General features: G+C 63.0%; 16 protein-coding genes and 1 tRNA gene. 5 read left to right on the forward strand and 12 right to left on the reverse strand.

Going from position 1 to position 16937, the window contains the following annotated elements:
* From CK489_RS30250 to CK489_RS30260, 3 genes are all read right to left on the reverse strand, one after another.
* Positions 1–1176 carry a saccharopine dehydrogenase family protein gene (locus CK489_RS30250; RefSeq protein ID WP_095734922.1) on the reverse strand — a complete coding sequence of 392 codons (1176 nt, stop codon included), beginning with the start codon at positions 1174–1176 and terminating at the stop codon, positions 1–3.
* Positions 1177–1305: 129 nt separating this feature from the next.
* Positions 1306–2088: a DUF169 domain-containing protein gene (locus CK489_RS30255; protein WP_021079093.1), complete on the reverse strand. Its 783-nt coding sequence runs from the start codon at positions 2086–2088 to the stop codon at positions 1306–1308.
* A 92-nt stretch (positions 2089–2180) separates the two neighbouring features.
* Positions 2181–2975, reverse strand: a complete 795-nt coding sequence (locus CK489_RS30260) for a YdcF family protein (protein ID WP_095734923.1) — start codon at positions 2973–2975, stop codon at positions 2181–2183.
* A 66-nt stretch (positions 2976–3041) separates the two neighbouring features.
* Between CK489_RS30260 and CK489_RS30265 the strand changes: the two genes are divergently transcribed.
* The 4 genes from CK489_RS30265 to CK489_RS30280 all read left to right on the forward strand — a co-directional run bounded on the left by CK489_RS30265 (position 3042) and on the right by CK489_RS30280 (position 6779).
* Positions 3042–3983 carry an acetamidase/formamidase family protein gene (locus CK489_RS30265; protein ID WP_095734924.1) on the forward strand — a complete coding sequence of 314 codons (942 nt, stop codon included), beginning with the start codon at positions 3042–3044 and terminating at the stop codon, positions 3981–3983.
* 87 nt (positions 3984–4070) lie between these two features.
* On the forward strand, positions 4071–5897 hold the full coding sequence (locus tag CK489_RS30270) for an AMP-binding protein (RefSeq protein WP_095734925.1): 1827 nt from the start codon (positions 4071–4073) through the stop codon (positions 5895–5897).
* A gap of 164 nt (positions 5898–6061) precedes the next feature.
* Positions 6062–6262 carry a hypothetical protein gene (locus tag CK489_RS30275; RefSeq protein WP_016844973.1) on the forward strand — a complete coding sequence of 67 codons (201 nt, stop codon included), beginning with the start codon at positions 6062–6064 and terminating at the stop codon, positions 6260–6262.
* 49 nt (positions 6263–6311) lie between these two features.
* On the forward strand, positions 6312–6779 hold the full coding sequence (locus CK489_RS30280) for a GcrA family cell cycle regulator (protein WP_095734926.1): 468 nt from the start codon (positions 6312–6314) through the stop codon (positions 6777–6779).
* Between the two features lie 54 nt (positions 6780–6833).
* Here the strand turns inward: CK489_RS30280 and CK489_RS30285 are convergent, their stop codons facing one another.
* The 3 genes from CK489_RS30285 to CK489_RS30295 all read right to left on the reverse strand — a co-directional run bounded on the left by CK489_RS30285 (position 6834) and on the right by CK489_RS30295 (position 10305).
* Complete coding sequence (locus CK489_RS30285) at positions 6834–7796, reverse strand: SDR family oxidoreductase (RefSeq protein ID WP_050627378.1); 963 nt, start codon at positions 7794–7796, stop codon at positions 6834–6836.
* 348 nt (positions 7797–8144) lie between these two features.
* Entirely contained in the window at positions 8145–8324 is a 180-nt protein-coding gene (locus CK489_RS30290) for a hypothetical protein (RefSeq protein WP_095735187.1), read from the reverse strand.
* 445 nt (positions 8325–8769) lie between these two features.
* Complete coding sequence (locus CK489_RS30295) at positions 8770–10305, reverse strand: porin (protein ID WP_095734927.1); 1536 nt, start codon at positions 10303–10305, stop codon at positions 8770–8772.
* A 454-nt stretch (positions 10306–10759) separates the two neighbouring features.
* Here CK489_RS30295 and CK489_RS30300 point away from each other — a divergent pair, with 454 nt between their 5' ends.
* Complete coding sequence (locus tag CK489_RS30300; RefSeq protein WP_050627380.1) at positions 10760–11272, forward strand: MarR family winged helix-turn-helix transcriptional regulator; 513 nt, start codon at positions 10760–10762, stop codon at positions 11270–11272.
* A gap of 293 nt (positions 11273–11565) precedes the next feature.
* Here CK489_RS30300 and CK489_RS30305 read toward each other — a convergent pair whose 3' ends face one another.
* The 6 genes from CK489_RS30305 to plsX all read right to left on the reverse strand — a co-directional run bounded on the left by CK489_RS30305 (position 11566) and on the right by plsX (position 16752).
* A complete protein-coding gene (locus CK489_RS30305) occupies positions 11566–13311 on the reverse strand; it encodes a radical SAM/SPASM domain-containing protein (protein WP_095734928.1) in 1746 nt (581 codons plus the stop codon).
* A 56-nt stretch (positions 13312–13367) separates the two neighbouring features.
* Positions 13368–13445: transfer RNA gene (locus CK489_RS30310), tRNA-Pro, on the reverse strand.
* An 84-nt stretch (positions 13446–13529) separates the two neighbouring features.
* Positions 13530–14123 (reverse strand): MerR family transcriptional regulator, encoded by a 594-nt coding sequence (locus CK489_RS30315; protein WP_050627382.1) that lies wholly within the window; start codon positions 14121–14123, stop codon positions 13530–13532.
* A gap of 127 nt (positions 14124–14250) precedes the next feature.
* Positions 14251–14586 (reverse strand): integration host factor subunit alpha, encoded by a 336-nt coding sequence (locus CK489_RS30320; RefSeq protein ID WP_035631661.1) that lies wholly within the window; start codon positions 14584–14586, stop codon positions 14251–14253.
* Positions 14587–14716: 130 nt separating this feature from the next.
* Positions 14717–15694 (reverse strand): beta-ketoacyl-ACP synthase III, encoded by a 978-nt coding sequence (locus CK489_RS30325; RefSeq protein WP_050627383.1) that lies wholly within the window; start codon positions 15692–15694, stop codon positions 14717–14719.
* Positions 15691–16752 carry a phosphate acyltransferase PlsX gene (gene plsX / locus CK489_RS30330; RefSeq protein ID WP_050627384.1) on the reverse strand — a complete coding sequence of 354 codons (1062 nt, stop codon included), beginning with the start codon at positions 16750–16752 and terminating at the stop codon, positions 15691–15693. Before plsX ends, CK489_RS30325 begins: the two co-directional genes overlap by 4 nt.
* Positions 16753–16937 lie beyond the last annotated feature (185 nt).

Below are 16937 nucleotides of genomic sequence, written 5' to 3' on the forward strand. Positions count from 1 at the left end.
TTACTTCTCCACCTCAAACGTCAGCCCGGCGTGATCGACCAGGCGCTTGATCAGTTTGCCCTTCATCGCAGCGCCCGGCGTCCAGAAGCCCGGCGCGACGTCGGGCGTGTCGCGCAGCAGACAGATCGCGCATTCCGAGATCATCTTCGAGGTCGAGCCGTAGCCGGGATCGCGATCGCCCTTGATGCCGGCGCGGACCATACGGCCGTCGGGCGCGACCGCGAGATAGAGCAGATCGTAGCGGCCGTTCTCGCGCTCTTCCTTGGACGGCCCCTCGCCCGGCTTCGGCGCGCTGGGACCCGTCTTCTCGGAATTCAGCGCCATCACCTTCTTTGCATTGGCCTCGCCCTTCTCGCCGGGGCCGGTCAGGACCATCTCGTCGTAGACGAAGTCCTTCCCGTACGGGAAGCCCATCAGCATGTTGGAGCGGTGGACGTTGCGCGTGTTGATCAGAGCCATCATGAACGGCGCGGTCCATGAGTGCAGATCTTCCTCATAGGCCGGCTTGCTGCCGCGCGGCTGCTTCGCCCCCTCGAAGCCCGGCGTCAGCGCGAACGGATTGTTGAGGATCGCGACCAGGCTCAAATCCTTGGCGACCGCATCGAAGGTTGCCTTGGCGCTCGCGGCCGTGCCACCCGACAGCGTGCCGCGCATGTCGCGCACGCGGCCCTTGACGCGCTGCGCCGGCGCACCGAACACGCGCTTGGCTTCCTCCTGCACGAAGAATGCGCCGAGCTCGAACGGCACCGAGTCGAAGCCGCAGGAGAACACGATGCGCGCGCCACTGGCCTTGGCGGCGGCCTCATATTTGTCGATCATCTGCCGCATCCAGACCGGCTCGCCGCAGAGATCGAAATAATCGGTGCCGCTTTCCACGCAGGCCGCGATCAGCTCGTTGCCGTAAAGCTGGTACGGACCGACCGTCGAAATGACAGATTTGGTCTGCGCCAGCATCGCCTTCAGCGATGCGGCATCGCTGGCATCGGCGACGATCAGCGGCGTGTCGGCCGGCGCGCCGATCGCGTCACGAACCGAGGCGAGCTTGTCCTTGCTGCGCCCGGCCATCGCCCATTTCAGGCTGCCGTCGCGATAATGCGCCGCGAGATACTCGGCAACGAGCTGGCCGGTGAAGCCGGTCGCACCGTAGACGACGATGTCGAGTTTCGACGAGGACATGGATCAGGCTCCCACACAACGAAATTGCCCCGTTTTGTCATCGCGAGCAAAGCGAAGCAATCCATTTCACCGCGTAAGCGGAGCGATGGATTGCTTCGTCGCTATCGCTCCTCGCAATGACGCTAGCCGCTATTTCTTGTAGGACACCCCCATGCCGGCGCGGACGTCGGCCTGGATGCCATAGGGCGCGATCGGATAGCGCAGGCCGTTCTTGGCGAGCTGCTTCATCCCCGCGATCGCCTTCACTAGATGGGCCGGCGGCAGCGCCATCAGCATCTCCTCGTCGGGCACGCCACCGTAGCGGCGCTCGGCAAAGCACGGCAGCGACAGGCTCGGCTCGCCGGTCTTCAGCGCCCGCCCCCACGAGTCAGCGCAAGCGGTCTCGCCGACCACACCCCACTCGAATTTCTTGTATCCCGTATACTGAAGCCCGTTGATCAGGATGATCATCTGGCCCGGCGTCGCGTAGACGAGGCAGATGTCCGGCGGATTGAGACGGCCGCTGGTCAGCGGGCTCACCACCATCGCCTGGTACTGGCCGTACGGCACCACGTCGAGCGCCTCCTGGCGCTTGCGCGCGTCTTCGGCGGTGCCGTGCCAGACGCCGACGTAGTTCTCGCCGGCAAGCCACTTCTCGTCCTGCGGCGCGAGCCCTATCACCGCGCGGCATTGCGCGCCGACCAGGTCGTCCCCGGTGATGCCGACGGTCCAGCCGAGCCGCGAGGCCATGCTGACGATCTGGTCCGTGGTGTGAACTGCCGACGGACGGCGGATCTTCGGGATCGCCTCCATCTCCTCGACGCGCGCAAACATCTTGATGCCGATGACGGTGGTCTTCAGCCGCAGCAGATTGTTCAGATCGGCGACGATCGCGGCGAGATCGAACTGTTCCGGCGGTGTCTGCTGTTGCATGGCGTGAACTCCCGTGATCGGCGGCTTGGCGCCGCCTGTTGTGTCGATTTTAGCCGGATTGAGCGGCGGAAGCGACAAGCTCGTGTCGCAGGTCAGTGAGCCGCCGGTCCCGGCAGCAAATCGTCGGTCTTGCCGGCCAGATGATAGGCCACCAGCCCGATCCATTCCCGCGTGCCGAGATCGGTGCGCGACAGGCCCTCGATCGCAAGCGTCGCGAAGCTGAACACATTGCCGACGCGCCAGTCGACCGGATAGGCCTCGACGTTGAATCCCGCCTTGCGGAACAGACCCACCGAGCGCGGCATGTGATAGGCCGAGGTGACGAGCAGCCAGCGCTCGCCCGGCTTGGGATCGACCAGCGCCTTGGAGAACTCGGCGTTCTCCACCGTATTTCGCGAACGGCGCTCGATGGTCAATCGCGACCTGGCAATGCCGAGGCTCTCGAACATCTCGGCGGCATAGTCAGCCTCGCGCGCATCATTCGAGATCAGGTTCGCGCTGCCGCCGGTGAACACGAGGCGCGCGTTCGGATACCTGCGCGCCAGCGCCGCCGCCGCGATGACGCGATCGGCTGCACTGCGCACGACAGGCGTGCCATGCGCGACCGACAGATCGGCATCGATCGAGCCGCCGAGCACGATGATGCCATCGGGCGCGCCGCGCGAGGCGTCCCATGGCGGGAAGCGCTGCTCCAGCGTCGATATCAGGACATTGCCGAGCGGCGAGAAGCCGCAGATCGCGAGCAGCAGCAGCGAGGCCACCGTCAACCTGCGGCCGAGACGGGCAAACCGCGTCAGCAGCAGCACGGTGCCGATCAAGCCGATCCCGATCAGGAAATTGATCGGCAGCAGCATGATGCCGAGCGTCTTGGAGAGCACAAAAAACAAGGGAAGCCTCTGCGAAGTTCTGCTACAGCGTCATACGCTGCTGGGAAACTAATCAAAAGCCGTCACATGACCCATCATCACCTGAAGTCCAGTCCCGAAACCTGCCATTGGGGCTTCTTTGAAGCCAAGCTGAAGCCGGTCCTTAACGTCACGAGCGGCGACGAGGTCACGATCGAGACCGTCAGCGGTGGTGCCGACGTGGTGCCCGACCGAAGCAAATTCCACGTCCCGCCGGAGCTCGACGATATCCATGCGAAGAACGAGCGGATGGTGCCCGGGCACATCCTGACCGGCCCGATCGCAGTGGCCGGCGCCGAGCCCGGCGACGTGCTCGAGGTCGATATCCTCGACGTCCAGCTGCGTCAGGACTGGGGCTACAATCTGATCAAGCCGCTGTCCGGCACCCTGCCCGATGACTTCCACGAGACCCGCATCCTCAACATCCCGCTCGATCGCGCGCGGATGGTCGGCCGCATGCCCTGGGGCCTCGACCTGCCGCTGAAGCCGTTCTTCGGCGTGATGGGCGTCTCGCCGCCGCCGGCCTGGGGCCGCATCTCCTCGCTGATCCCGCGCGCGATGGGCGGCAATCTCGACAACAAGGAGCTCGGGGCCGGAGCCAAGCTGTATCTGCCGGTGTTCGTGCCGGGCGCGCTGTTCTCCTGCGGTGACGGCCATGGCGTGCAGGGCGACGGCGAGGTCTGCGTCACCGCAATCGAGACCGCGCTCACCGGCCGCTTCCGCCTCACTCTGCGCAAGGACTTCAAGCTTGCTTATCCGCGCGCCGAGACCGCCGACCACTACATGACCATGGCGATGGATCCCGATCTCGACCAGTGCGTGGTGCGGGCGCTGCGCGACATGATCGTGCTGCTCGGCGAGAAGCGCAACCTGTCCCGCGAGGACGCCTACACGTTGTGCAGCCTGGCCGCCGACCTGCGGGTGACCCAGACGGTCAACGGCTCCAAGGGCATTCACTGCATGATCGCCAAATCGGTCGTTCACGGCTGACGGACGGTCGATAAGCCGCACTTGTGCTCCGCGCGCGCGGCTCGATACAATCCCGGTCCCAACGAACAAAAATGGACGGGGACGGATATGCTGAAGGACAGGCTTTCACCGGCCGATGAGGCCGCGCGCGACAAGGAGATGCGGGAGACGCTCGCAGCCTGCCCGCGGATCCTCGATCTCATCGCCCGCGGTCCGCAGGGCGCGCCGGACGCAGAAGCCGCGATCTATCTGCGCTCGCCGCTCGATCCCAACCCGGTCGTGATCTCGAACGATCAACTGATGGGCTACGTCAAGGCGGCCGAAAACTACTTCCGCGGCCAGGGCATCGGCAAGGACGATGCGGTGGCGATCCTGGTGCCGGCCTGTCCTGCAAGCATCGTTGCGATCTTCGGCGCGGCAGCCTGCGGCGTCGCCGAGCCGCTCAATCTGCTGTTCACGCGCGAAGCGATTGTCGCCCAGCTCAATGCCATCAACGCGAAACTGCTGCTGGCACCACCACCGGGCACACCGGGTGGGCTCTATGAGCGGATCGAGGGCTTGCAGCGCGAGGTGCCGTCGCTCAAGCGCATCGTGACCGTGCCGCTCGACGGCACGATCTCGTTCGACGGCGAGGTGCTGCGGCCCGATCCGGCGTGGCGTGACGACTACGGCAAGTCCAGGGATATGAGCGAGGCCGACCGCGTCGCGGTGATGCTGCCGACCGGCGGCACGACAGGCCATCCCAAGGTGGCGCGACTGACCAACCGCGCGATGGTCGCCTCCACCGTGTCCTCGCGGATGGCGCTCGACTTCCATCGCGGCGAGCGCGCGATGATCACGATGCCGCTATTCCATGTCGGCGGCTTGTTCTGCACCTCGGCCAATTGCCTATCCGCCGGCACGACGATGGTGATCCCCGGTCCTGCCGGCGCGCGCGATCCGGCGCTGGTCCGGAACTTCTGGCAGATCGTCGAGCAATACCGCATCAACATCGCCGGCAACGTGCCGACCATCCTCGGGGCGCTGGCTGATATTCCGGTCGGAGACAGCGATATCTCGACCCTGCGCGTCACCGCCACCGGTGCCTCGATCTGCCCGCCGGAGATCGAGCGGCGCTACCTCGCGACCTGGGGAGGTCCCTGCATCCAGCAGCTCTACGGCATGACCGAGCTCGCCGGCGCGATCACCCATGACGTGCACGGCGTGAAGCCGCGCGCCGAAAGCGTCGGCACCCGCAATCCGCTGGTCGAGCTCGCGATCCTCGAGGGCGGCAAACTCCACACCGGGCCGTGGCCCTCGCCGGTCGGCGAACTCCTGACCAGAGGTCCGCAGGTGTTCGCCGGCTATGTCGACAAGAAGCAGACCGAAGAGGCGTTCCGCGACGGCTGGCTGCGCACCGGCGACATCTGCCGGATCGATGCCGACGGCTTCGTCTACATCATGGGCCGAGCCAAGGACGTCATCATCCGCGGCGGCCACAATATCGACCCGCGTGCGATCGAGGATGCCGCGCTGGCGTTTCCGGGCGTGGCACTGGCCGCGGCGGTCGGACGTCCCGACAGCTATGCGGGCGAAGTGCCGATGCTGTTCGTCTCGGCGCAGCCCGGCACCGAGATCGATCCGAACGCGCTCGCCGCTTTCGTGCAGGACAACATCCTGGAGCCGCCCGCGCGGCCTCGCGTGGTGTCGGTGATTCCGGAAATGCCGGTCACGCCGGTCGGTAAGATCTTCAAGCCCAAGCTGCGCGAGATCGCCGCCGGCGAGGCCGCGCGCGAGCTGTTGGCGCTGGAGGGTCTATCCGCAGAAGTCAGCGTCGAGGCCATCACCGACCCGTCCCGCGGGCTGTACCTGAGCGTGAGCGCGCCTCCGGACAAGGCCGAAACCGCTGAGCGGCTTCTCAAGAAGTTCCCGGTCAAGGTCGAGTTACGCGCTTAACCCATTCATATCGCTACAAATTCTGATCACGACGCCGCGCCGGAAGCGACTTCCGACGCGGCGGTTCGCATTTTGCGGCCAGCGACTTGACGAACCGCCGCATTCCTAAATAGACTCTAAATAGATACTTTTCAGTACAGGCGTTCAAGGTTAAGCATTTTCTCATGGCTACGGAAAAGGCCGAAACCGACCGCGTCCCGGTCACACTGGCACTCTCGACCATTGGTTATCTTGAGAAGCTGGTGAGACAGGGCACCCACGGCACGAGCGTCCCGGGCGTTGCACGGACATTGATCGAGGAAGGCATTCGGCTCGCCATCAAGGACGGGTTGCTTGCAATCCGCGATAACGGCCGCACGCCCTGACGGCGCACGCGTCCGCGCGGCGGTTCAACACAGAACGTGGAACCGTCAGATGATTGTCAACCAAGAGACCTGGACGCCGGAGCGCGTCGACCAACTCAAGATCTACTTTGAAGCCGGCCTCTCCTGCCGTGACATCGCCGTCAATATCGGCGTCAGCCGCAACGCGGTCATCGGCAAGCTGTCGCGGCTGAACCTGACGCGCACGACGCCGGACGAACGCCGGGCACGGCGCAAGAAATCCGCCGCACACGCCGCGCAACGGGCGACCGCGAAGCAGCAGTTGCAATTGCTGCAGGCAGTCTACGAACCGCCCGCCGAGGACACGCCGATTGTCAGCACCAACAACTGCTCGCTGTTCGAACTGAGCGAACAGCGCTGCCGCTGGCCGATCAGCAGCCCGGGCGCCGACGATTTCTGCTTTTGCGGCAACACGCCGCTCGGCGGCATGCCCTATTGCTCAGGGCATTACCGTCTCGCCTATCAGTCCGGATCGCGCCAGCGTGCAATGCGCGGCTAGGGCTTCGGGCACGGCGAGCATCGGTTCCGACCTCTGTCAGAACCGATGCGTTGATCAGCCGACCTTCCAGCCGGTCGCCGCCACCAGGTCCTGATAGAACTCCGGCGTGTAGGCCTGCTCCGGCGTCTTGCGCACGCGCTCGTCGAGCATATGCGCATCGTCGCCGACCAGGATGCGCCAGCGATCGGCCTTGACGCCGTCGAGGATGATCTTGGCGGCGGCGGCCGCCGTGGTCGGCGCCTCGTCGTGGAAGATGCGGGCGCGATCGAGCGCGAGCTGCTGGATGTCGGCGTCCGACATCTTGGCGACGTCGATGCCCTGCCCCTGCAGCCGCTGGCGCGCCTGCTTGAGCTCGTCGGGATTGAGCTGATCGGAGCCGTTCTGCACCTTGCGCGAGTTCGACACGATCGAGGTGCCGATGTGACCGGGCATCACGACCGAGCATTTGACATGCGGTGCGTTGAGGCGGAGATCGTTGATCATCGCCTCGGTGAATCCCTTCACGGCGAATTTCGCCGCGCTGTAGGCGGTGTGCGACACGCCGAGGCCGACCGAGGCCCAGAAGCCGTTGACGCTCGACGTGTTGACGATATGCGCCTCGTCGGCCTTCACCAGCAGCGGCAGGAAGGTGCGGACGCCGAGATAGACGCCGCCCCAGCAGATGTTGAAGGTGCGCTCCCACTGCTCGCGGGTGTTGGTGAACAGGCTGCCGCCGCCACCGATGCCGGCATTGTTGAACAGCAGGTGGATCTTGTCGGTCGCCTGCTGCTCGATCAGCTCGTCGCGGAAGCGCTTGTAGTGATCCTCGATCGAGACGTCGGCGACGTGGGTGGTGATGCGGAGGCCCTGCGGCAGCTTCTCGACCTCGCAGAGCCGCTTGGTCTCGGCCATCGCCTCCATCGAGACGTCGCACATCGCGACATTGCAGCCCTCGGCAACGAGCTGGCGTGCGAGCTCGCGCCCCATGCCCGTGCCGCCGCCCGTGATGACGGCAATCTTTCCGGCGAAATCCTTCATGTGAGATCCGTTCCTTCCCTGCGTTTTTTCTTGGTTTCGGCTGGAGCGCGGATCGCACTCCCGGCCGTTTGACTGAGGCACTGTACATCACCGAATTATCGCCCAGCAACGGTGCCCGCTCCTCACGTGCGGTCGGGCCGCGTCGGGTAGATTGAAGCAGAGGATGCCGCCGCGAAATCATTCCGCGTTGCGAACAATCTGACATCGACAACCGGAGACGATGACCGCGCAGATCGTGAACAGATTGGGCGCGACAAGACTGACGGCAATCGCAGCAGTCGCCTGGAGAACTGGCGCGTAGCGCGTGACACCACCATTGATCGGGCAACTCCGGGGATCGCTTCTGCGCTATTCGGCTGTCTCGATCCGAACCGGTGCGCGCCGCCGCAACGCGGCGGCGCCGACGCTCATGACAAACTTGAACAGGCCCCGCCACGAGAAGTCGATGACCACCTCATGGTGCCGCAATCCCTTGCCGCCCTTCACCAGCCCGAGATCCCGTATCAAGCAGTAATGGCCGCTGCTCATCCGAGCCAGGCGGCTGTTCTTGAAGCGTCCCATGAATGACGAGAATGCACTGCGGACCGATTCCGTCAAATCTTGACGGCGTCGAATCGACGCGGCGCTGTCGGCCTGCTGTGCAGACGACGGCTTGCGATGGCCGCGGACGTCTCCGTCTCCGGCGCCGGCTCGGGCCATGAATCAAAAACCTCCGGCAGGGCATTGCCGGAGGTTTGGGAGGCTTAGCATGACGCTAAGAGCCATCATTCAATGTGTTGGCCGTGGCGTATATAGTTTAGTAGATCAGCTAAGTAAATAAGTTTGCCGCCAATGAATCGCATGGCTCGTCTTCGCTCTTCGCGTGGACCGAAATGTCGCAGCCAGTCTTCCGCCACCACCTGTTCCGGTCGAAGAAAAAACCCCGGCAGTTGCCTGCCGGGGTTCTGTTGGATCGAGATCAGATCAACCGGTATTACCAGTTGCGCTGAGCGCGGAAGAGCATCTGGACAGTGTCCTGATCCTTCAGCTCGTAGGTCGCGGTCGGCTTGCCGATACCAGCCGACGAGGTGGTGATCGTGCCGGCGTACTTCTGATCGAGATGGACGTAGGTCACGTCGGCCGAGAAGGTCAGGTTCTTGACCGGGGTCCAACGGGTGATCACGCCGATCTGTCCGATGTTGTAGTCGGGGTTGCAGTTGGTCACGCCAGCGCCGCCACCGAAGGCCGTGCGGAACGTGCCACCGACGCCGCCAACGCCGCAGATGAGCGACTTCGCCGTGTCGTTGTACATGACCGCAGCGTAGGCACCGTACAAGCTGGTGTTCCAGTAGGGATCCCAGTTGTGAGTGTACGCGCCGCGGAAGCCCCAGGTCTTGATCGACTGCTGCTGGCCGCCAGGGCCGAACACCGTATCGGGCGCCGTGCCGAAGCCGACGCTTTGATAGGCGCCCGCCAGGTTCGTGCTGCCAAAGATGGCGATCGAGCTGAACTGGCTGGCCAGTTCCTGGATGTTGTAACGGGTCGCACCGTCGGTGTAGACGCCCTGGACGTTGATGGTGTCGCCGGGTCCGGTCGGGATGTTCTTGATCGACAGGGCCAGTGCACCCGCCCAACCCCACTTGTCGTCGGGATGACCGGTCAGCTCCGTGCCGCCGTAGTACGCAGCATGGTTGTCATGCGCGGCGACCGACGCCTGGAAGATACCCCAGGCCTGATCGACCTTGAGCGCGGCGACGAAGTCCGGCGCGATCGTGCCGGCGTAGTCGCTCGAACCGTAAGCACCGCCGACGCCGAGGTTGTTCACGCCAGCCTGCATGTAGGCAACCTGGTCCTGCGCCGACAGAGCCAGCGAGACGCCGTTGCCGAACTGCGCGGTGTAGGTGAACTGGTTGATGCCGTTGGTGGTGCTCACGCCACCGACGAGACCGTCGTAGTTGTTGCCCGGATAACCGTTCCAGGGAGCAGCGAACTGCGAGACCGACTTACCCATGGTGAAGCCGGCGAACTGGATGAAGGCGTAGTAGACGCCGACCGAACCGGCAGCAACGCCACCAGAGCCAGCGTTGTTCGGCGCCGCAGCGGTGCCGATTGCCGAGTAGATCGACGAGCCGTTGCCCTGACCGGTGTAGCTGTCGGAAGTCCAGGTGAACACTGCATCGAAATAGGTGCGGACCACGCCGTACTCGGTCGCGGTGCGCGTATCGATGTTCAAGTCTTCACGCGAACGCCAGGTGTAGCCGTTGGTGAAGCGGTTGTTGGCACCGCTGGCGCCGTTGACGTTCGGGCCGTAGACGCTGTTGCCGTTGACGACAACGTCAGCGCGGACGAAGCCGCCCAGCTTGATACAGGTGTCGGTGCCGGGGATGTAGTAGAAGCCCGGACCATAGAGCGAGCAAACCTTCACGTACTCGACCGCTTTGGCCTTAACGGGAAGATCAGCCGCCTGTGCCCCGCCGACCGCGACCAGCGCGGCGGCCGAGCCCAGAATAAGGCTCTTCGCCAATGTCATATTAAACCTCCAAGTTGCTCATATGCGTAGAGTCCGGGTCGCGAGCGGCCCGTGATCCTCCCGCATTGTCCAAGACCGTTTTCCCCAAACCCCGCACCCGCAGATCAATCTCTGGAGTGCGGCGGACTTGAACGATCACCGCAACGGGACGATCGAGATTCCCCTACCGCCGGGTTCAATATGCATGGGCGAGTTCGCCAAACAAAATAGTTTATAAAGTCAGGAATACGAATGAGGCCACACTGTGTCCCGCCAGCAACGCTCGACGTAAGCCCCTTACCTGCATAGGTAATTTTGTCGCACCCCAAAAAACCGAATCGTCACATACGCATCATAATTGCTTTACGTTCACTTGCCTTCCTGAGCGACTTACGGGAAAAAACATCGCGGCCGACGCGGGAAACAAGAAATAAATCAGCACAAAGCTGAGTCGGCACCTAGGGAAGGGGAAGCTGTGTCAGTGACCAGGAAGGATCAGGCGCGCCAGCGCGCCATCGAGCATCTCGACATCATCAAGCGCTTTACGCTCGAGATCTCGTCCATCAACTCGCATCTCGAACGGGTCCGCCAGCTCTGGGGCAAGGCGCTCGGCGTCAGCGGCCCGCAATGGATGATTCTCATCGCGATCTCGGATCTCGACAAGAATGACGGCGTGCCGATCAACGTGGTGTCGAAGCTGCTGCACGTCGATCCGTCGTTCGTGACCACGCAGTCGAAGCTGCTCGAGCAGAAGGAACTGCTGCATCGCTCACCCTCCCCGGCCGACGCGCGCGTGGTCCGGCTGTCGCTGACCGACAAGACCCGAAAGCACCTGGCGGGCCTCGCCGAGCAGCACAAGGCGTTCAAGAAGACCGTGTTCGAGGAGTTCAGCGAGCATGAGCTGGCCGAGTTCACCGGCAAGCTTGCGATGCTCAACAACCGCCTGGAAAAGGCCTGCCTGATCGCCGCGATGGATTTCGAGACCTGACGGCCGGGCGCAAGCGAGGCCCGAGCCGCCGGAAATCAAATCCCATTTAGGCCGTCTTGGGTGTGATGGATCGGCTGGTGTTGGGCAATGCGGCTTCGGAGCGGATAGCGCTCCTGATCATCGCTTGACCCGACCAAGGCCTCGACCTGGCGCGTCGCGGTGGGGCTTGGCTTGCGTTGGTCCGGAGTTCGGCCGCGACTGCGACGGTTGCACCAGCGGTTCATCAACCGCCAACAGCTCTCAAGGCTGTCATCCCGCCTGAGTTCGGCTTCAACTGAAATCAGGCAGAAGGCTCAGCCTTCGTAATTTTCCTCAAAATGAGCTGGGACCGGCAAATCGACGAATTTGAAGAAATCTCGCTGATTCCAGTAGGTGGTTTCTGGATCAAAGCGGTCGATCTTCCTGCACTGCGCACAAACAGGATTCATGTTGTCGCCATTGGCGGTACGTCGATAGGCCTGCAGGATCGGCGAATTCCAGAACTCGCGCAGCCCCGAGGTGGTCCGAATGGCTTCGCGATCAAAGTAAGCGCCAATATCCGCGGCGAGACCGCAGCAAATGGTCGCCTCCTCGCGGCGGCTCTTCCAACCCCATAGCAGGAATAGATGTCGCCACGGTTCACCGCATTCCTCAGGAACCTCGTCTTCCCATCGATTGCCGAAATAGATCTGCGTCTGTTTCGAGAAAGGCGGCGGGACGCGCACTTGCACACCAAGTTCCTTGGCCCGGTCGACGACGCGCGCGAACATCTCGTCGGATCGCTCTTTGTCAAAATAAAGCGAATCGCTGAAGCCGAATTTCGAGTTGATGACTTCCTCGTGCCCGGCATGAATGTCGGGAATGTAGTGTGGATAGAAGTGGATGAACGTCACCATATGGGCGCCGTTCTCGGCGGCAAATTCAAGATTCTGAAGGGCGCTGCCGAGGTTCCACTTCATCATGACAAAATTGGCCTGGACGAATGGTCTTTTGGATCCGTTCAGGGCCTGCTTCATCGCGCGCATATTCGTGGAGAACTTCTCCCAGTCCCCCTGGTGAATAACCCGATCATAGTCCTCGCGATTTGACGCGTTCATCGACACGTAGAGATAGTCCAGTCGATCGTAGAACTCGTCCAAGCGCTTCTTAACAAGCGAACGGCCATTGGTGAGTATTGAAAGATGGAGGTGCGGGTTGTTGTCCCGGACGTAGCTGAATATCTCAGAAAATTTGGGGTGGATGATCGATTCAGCCGTGCCGGCCGAGAAGTTCAGCCACCAGGCATACTTAAACCACTCGATTTGCTTGATGTGTTCGAGGGGAAGAAATGCTTTGGGCACGTGATTGTGCGTATACTTGCAGAACCGGCATTGAATGTTACAGACCGAAGTCAGATCCATGCAGATGTCGGGCGGAAGCGCGTATACCTGATCCATCCTCGCCTTGGTCTCGTGGACGGAAAGCTCGTAGTTCGCGAGATGCGGCTGCGGCATCTCGTCTACGAGACGCTTCAGCGCGCTATATCGATCAAGCAGGAGATTTTCATTCTCCCATCGGCGGAGCCTCGGCTCGAGAAGCTCTGACTGCGTCACGAGCTGCGAACGCAGAAGGAGATCGTTGTAGACGCCGTGTCGAAATGGCTCGGGCTGAAGTACTTTGGGCGCTGTCGATGGCGCGAGGTCTTCGGCGGCGGCCTTCTGGCCAATACGCCAAGCTTGCTTGAAATGCCGCTTGGCCTGATTCAGGAAAGCGAGGGCTTGCGGCCCATTTTGAGGACCGAGCGCGTCCGCCAAGCGTTTTGCTAACCCCGTTCCCACGATGGGCTCCCCCGCAAATGTTCGAACCGAATTAAGCCAATGCAATATATTAGGCAAGTGGCTGGAGGCGCGGAGCGCAACCATCGCGAATTCTTCAGGAGACGTCGCAGCGCTTCTTGCAGGTAATGTGTGCTGATAGGAAAAGCGGCCGATACGAGTTGCGCATTCTAGGCCTTCGAACTTCGCCATCCCGCCGGCCCTGGCGGGGTCGCCGCCGGTTCCGCGCGCGGGCCCCAGCGACATTCCGTCTTGTCTTCCCAGCCCGAATTCCGGGAAGGCTTACCGGTCAAAGTCTTTGTTGGTCGGAGCGAGAGGATTTGAACCTCCGACCCCTAGTCTCCCAGACTAGTGCGCTAACCGGGCTGCGCCACGCTCCGATGCCGTTCCATTAGCTGCGATCCTGCGTTCGCGCAAGGCGGAGCAGGCCCTTGAAGGCTGCAATCCGGGCACCGGTTCCCGGATCAGCCGTCTTTCATCGCCGTATCGATCATTTGCCGGCAGGCGACCAGCTCCTGCAGGGCGCGTTCGAGCCGCTCCCGATCCGCTGAAGGAACGGACGGCCGCACCGGTGGCGCGGCGGACGCCTTGCCCGGCTGGGCATGCGCCTTGTAGGTCGAAAGGATCGGATCCTCGTCGGGATCGACGAATCGGTAGTCGATGCCCTTCTCGTCGCCGTCGCCCTCCTCGCCGTCGAAATCGAGGCCGTCATTGCTCCCGAGGTCGTCGGGCTCGGCCATGCTGTTGCCGACCGCCTCCTCGACCGCACCGAACGAGACCGCGGCGGTCTGGTCGGCGATGCCCTGCACCGACTTGATGCCATGCTCTTTCAGGATCCGCTGCACGCCGCGGATGGTGTAGCCCTCGCCGTAGAGCAGCCGGCGGATGCCCTTGAGCAGGTCGACGTCGTCGGGGCGATAGTAGCGGCGGCCGCCGCTGCGCTTCATCGGCTTGATCTGCGCGAAGCGCGTTTCCCAGAACCTCAGCACATGCTGGGGAATATCGAGCTCATCTGCGACTTCACTGATGGTACGGAACGCATCCGGCGCCTTGTCCAAATGCCCGCTCCTCTGGCTTCAATGCCTGTAGCCTCGCCGTTCGGGTTGAATCGGAACGGGACTCCAGACTCTGGTTCTGGCGCGTCTTCTTCACGCGAACCGGGTATCCACTTCGCTTGAAAACGCTCTAGTCGGCCTTGCTGCCGTCGCCATTGGTGACGACATGGCCGTTGATCCGCTGCTTCAGGATCGCCGACGGCTTGAACACCATCACGCGCCGCGGCGAGATCGGCACCTCGGTGCCGGTCTTTGGATTGCGGCCGATACGCTGGCCCTTCTTGCGCACCATGAAGGAGCCGAACGAGGACAGCTTCACCGTCTCGCCCTTTTCCAGGCAATCGGTGATCTCCTTCAGCACCAACTCGACAAACGCCGACGATTCCGTGCGCGACAGACCCACCTTTTGGTAGACCGCCTCGCACAAATCGACACGCGTCACTGTTTTTCCGGTTCCCGTCGTCATCGCCTGCCCCGCACTCTCGGCGAACAATTTCTTGACTGAAATTAAAAGCTTAGCGCGCAATGGTCAACAGCGACCAGCATGCACGCTGGAAAAGACCCTTACGAAATATCCGTACCTTTAGGCGAAGCGCTCACCAGCGTACAAGCGCCGAGCCCCAGGTAAAGCCGCCGCCCATCGCCTCGAACAGCACCAGATCGCCCTTCTTGACGCGCCCGTCCTTCACGGCGACCGACAGCGCGAGCGGGATCGAGGCGGCCGAGGTGTTGCCGTGCTTGTCGACTGTCAAGACCACCTTCTGCGGCGCAATATGTAGCTTGTGGGCCGACGCGTCGATGATTCGCTTGTTGGCCTGGTGCGGAATGAACCAGGTGATGTCGTCGGCGGTGAAGCCGGTGGCATTGAACGCGTCGACGATCACGTCGGTAATCATGCCGACGGCGTGTTTGAACACCTCGCGGCCCTCCATCCGGAGGTGGCCGACCGTCCTGGTCGAGCCGGGACCGCCATCGACGAACAGCTTCGACTTGTGGCGTCCGTCGGAGCGCAGATGCGTGGTCAGCACGCCGGGATCATTGATCGTGCCGGAATGCTGCTGCGCCTCGAGCACGACTGCACCGGCGCCATCGCCGAACAGCACGCAGGTGCCGCGGTCGTTCCAGTCGAGGATGCGCGAGAAGGTCTCGGCACCGATCACCAGCGCCCGCTTGTGATGGCCGGCGCGCAGGAAATTGTCGGCGGTGGTCAGCGCAAACACGAAGCCGGAGCACACCGCCTGTAGGTCGAAGGCGACGCCATGGTTGATGCCGAGCCCGTGCTGGACCGCGACCGCGGTCGCCGGAAAGGTGTTGTCCGGCGTCGAGGTCGCGAGCACGATCAGGTCGATCGACTGCGCGTCGATCTTGGCATCGGCCAGCGCGGCCTGCGCCGCCTTGATCGCGAGATGCGACGTGAACTCGTCGTCGGCCGCGATGTGGCGCTCGCTGATGCCGGTGCGCTGAACGATCCAGTCGTCAGATGTGTCGATCCGGCTGGCCAGTTCGGCATTGGTCAAAACCCGCTCCGGCAGATAGGAGCCGCAGCCGAGCACTACCGAACGTATCGCAGTCACGAGACAGCCTCCTGCGCGGTCTGCGCCTGCACCAGCGCACTGCCGTCGCGATTAAGCATCTGATTGATCTTGGTGAGGAGATCGAAGTGGGCCATCTCATAGCCAACATCGACCGCATAGGCAAAGCCTTCCGCGTTGACCCCGCCGTGGCTCTTGACCACGACGCCCTTCAGGCCGAGCAGGATGCTGCCGTTCGACTTGTTGGGATCGAGCTTGTCGCGCAGCTTCTGGAACGCGCCGCGGGCAAACAGATAGCCGATCCGCGCCAGCCAGCTCGACGACATGGATTCGCGCAGTAGGGTGAACATCTGGCGTGCGGTTCCCTCGGCGGTCTTGAGCGCGATGTTGCCGCAGAACCCCTCCGACACGATCACGTCGGCAGCGCCCTTGCCGATCCCGTCCCCCTCAATGAAGCCGACATAATTGAACTGGGACCCGTTCATCGCCCGCAGCATGCCGGCTGCCTCGCGGATTTCCTCGTGGCCCTTGATCTCCTCGGACCCGATGTTGAGCAGGCCGACGGTCGGCCGCTCGAGGTTGAACAGCACACTCGCCATGGCGCTGCCCATCACGGCCAACGTCGTCAAATGGCGGGCATCGCCGCCGATCGTGGCGCCGAGGTCCAGCACGACGGAATCGCCGCGCAACGTCGGCCACACCGCGGCGAGCGCCGGACGGTCGACCCCGGGCAGCGTCCGCAGGTTGATATTGCCCATCGCCATCAGCGCACCGGTGTTGCCGGCGGAGATCGCGACGTCGGCCTCGCCATGCTTCACGGCATCGATCGCGAGCCACATCGACGAGGCGCGTCGGGTCCGCCGCAGCGCCTGGCTCGGCTTCTCGTCCCCTTTCACGGCGACGTCGGTATGGATCACCTTCGATACCGCCTTCAGCGCCGGATGCCTGGCGAGCTCCGGCTCGATCTGGGCACGGTCTCCAACCAGCAGGAATTCGCTGTCGGGATGACGGCTCAACGAAATCGCGGCGCCCGGAATGACGACGGAAGCGCCGACATCGCCCCCCATGGCGTCAAGCGCGATTCGAACCTTATGAGGCATGAACGTCCCGGAAGCCTGCTCTCCCACAGCCCTTCAGACGAAGACCGCGAGCTTGAAGTCACCGCCGTCAACGGCGCCCGACGAAACACCAACTCGCGTCCCGGCCGGGCCGCGACAATAGCGTGTCCGCGGTCCGACACAACCTCTTGACCACAAACGAGGCAGTGGCCGAACCGTCACGAAGT

It is taken from the genome of Bradyrhizobium sp. UFLA03-84, from assembly GCF_002289535.1.
Lineage (GTDB): Bacteria > Pseudomonadota > Alphaproteobacteria > Rhizobiales > Xanthobacteraceae > Bradyrhizobium > Bradyrhizobium viridifuturi.

What these genes read in the sequence shown, in the direction of transcription:
- CK489_RS30280 (WP_095734926.1), top strand. Translation starts at nt 6,312, where the DNA reads ATGATTGTCAACCAAGAGACCTGGACGCCGGAGCGCGTCGACCAACTC.
- CK489_RS30265 (WP_095734924.1), top strand. Translation starts at nt 3,042, where the DNA reads ATGACCCATCATCACCTGAAGTCCAGTCCCGAAACCTGCCATTGGGGC.
- CK489_RS30295 (WP_095734927.1), bottom strand. Translation starts at nt 10,305, where the DNA reads ATGACATTGGCGAAGAGCCTTATTCTGGGCTCGGCCGCCGCGCTGGTC.
- CK489_RS30305 (WP_095734928.1), bottom strand. Translation starts at nt 13,311, where the DNA reads ATGTCGCTGGGGCCCGCGCGCGGAACCGGCGGCGACCCCGCCAGGGCC.
- CK489_RS30320 (WP_035631661.1), bottom strand. Translation starts at nt 14,586, where the DNA reads ATGACGACGGGAACCGGAAAAACAGTGACGCGTGTCGATTTGTGCGAG.
- CK489_RS30290 (WP_095735187.1), bottom strand. Translation starts at nt 8,324, where the DNA reads ATGAGCAGCGGCCATTACTGCTTGATACGGGATCTCGGGCTGGTGAAG.
- CK489_RS30255 (WP_021079093.1), bottom strand. Translation starts at nt 2,088, where the DNA reads ATGCAACAGCAGACACCGCCGGAACAGTTCGATCTCGCCGCGATCGTC.
- CK489_RS30250 (WP_095734922.1), bottom strand. Translation starts at nt 1,176, where the DNA reads ATGTCCTCGTCGAAACTCGACATCGTCGTCTACGGTGCGACCGGCTTC.
- CK489_RS30285 (WP_050627378.1), bottom strand. Translation starts at nt 7,796, where the DNA reads ATGAAGGATTTCGCCGGAAAGATTGCCGTCATCACGGGCGGCGGCACG.
- CK489_RS30275 (WP_016844973.1), top strand. Translation starts at nt 6,062, where the DNA reads ATGGCTACGGAAAAGGCCGAAACCGACCGCGTCCCGGTCACACTGGCA.
- CK489_RS30270 (WP_095734925.1), top strand. Translation starts at nt 4,071, where the DNA reads ATGCTGAAGGACAGGCTTTCACCGGCCGATGAGGCCGCGCGCGACAAG.
- plsX (WP_050627384.1), bottom strand. Translation starts at nt 16,752, where the DNA reads ATGCCTCATAAGGTTCGAATCGCGCTTGACGCCATGGGGGGCGATGTC.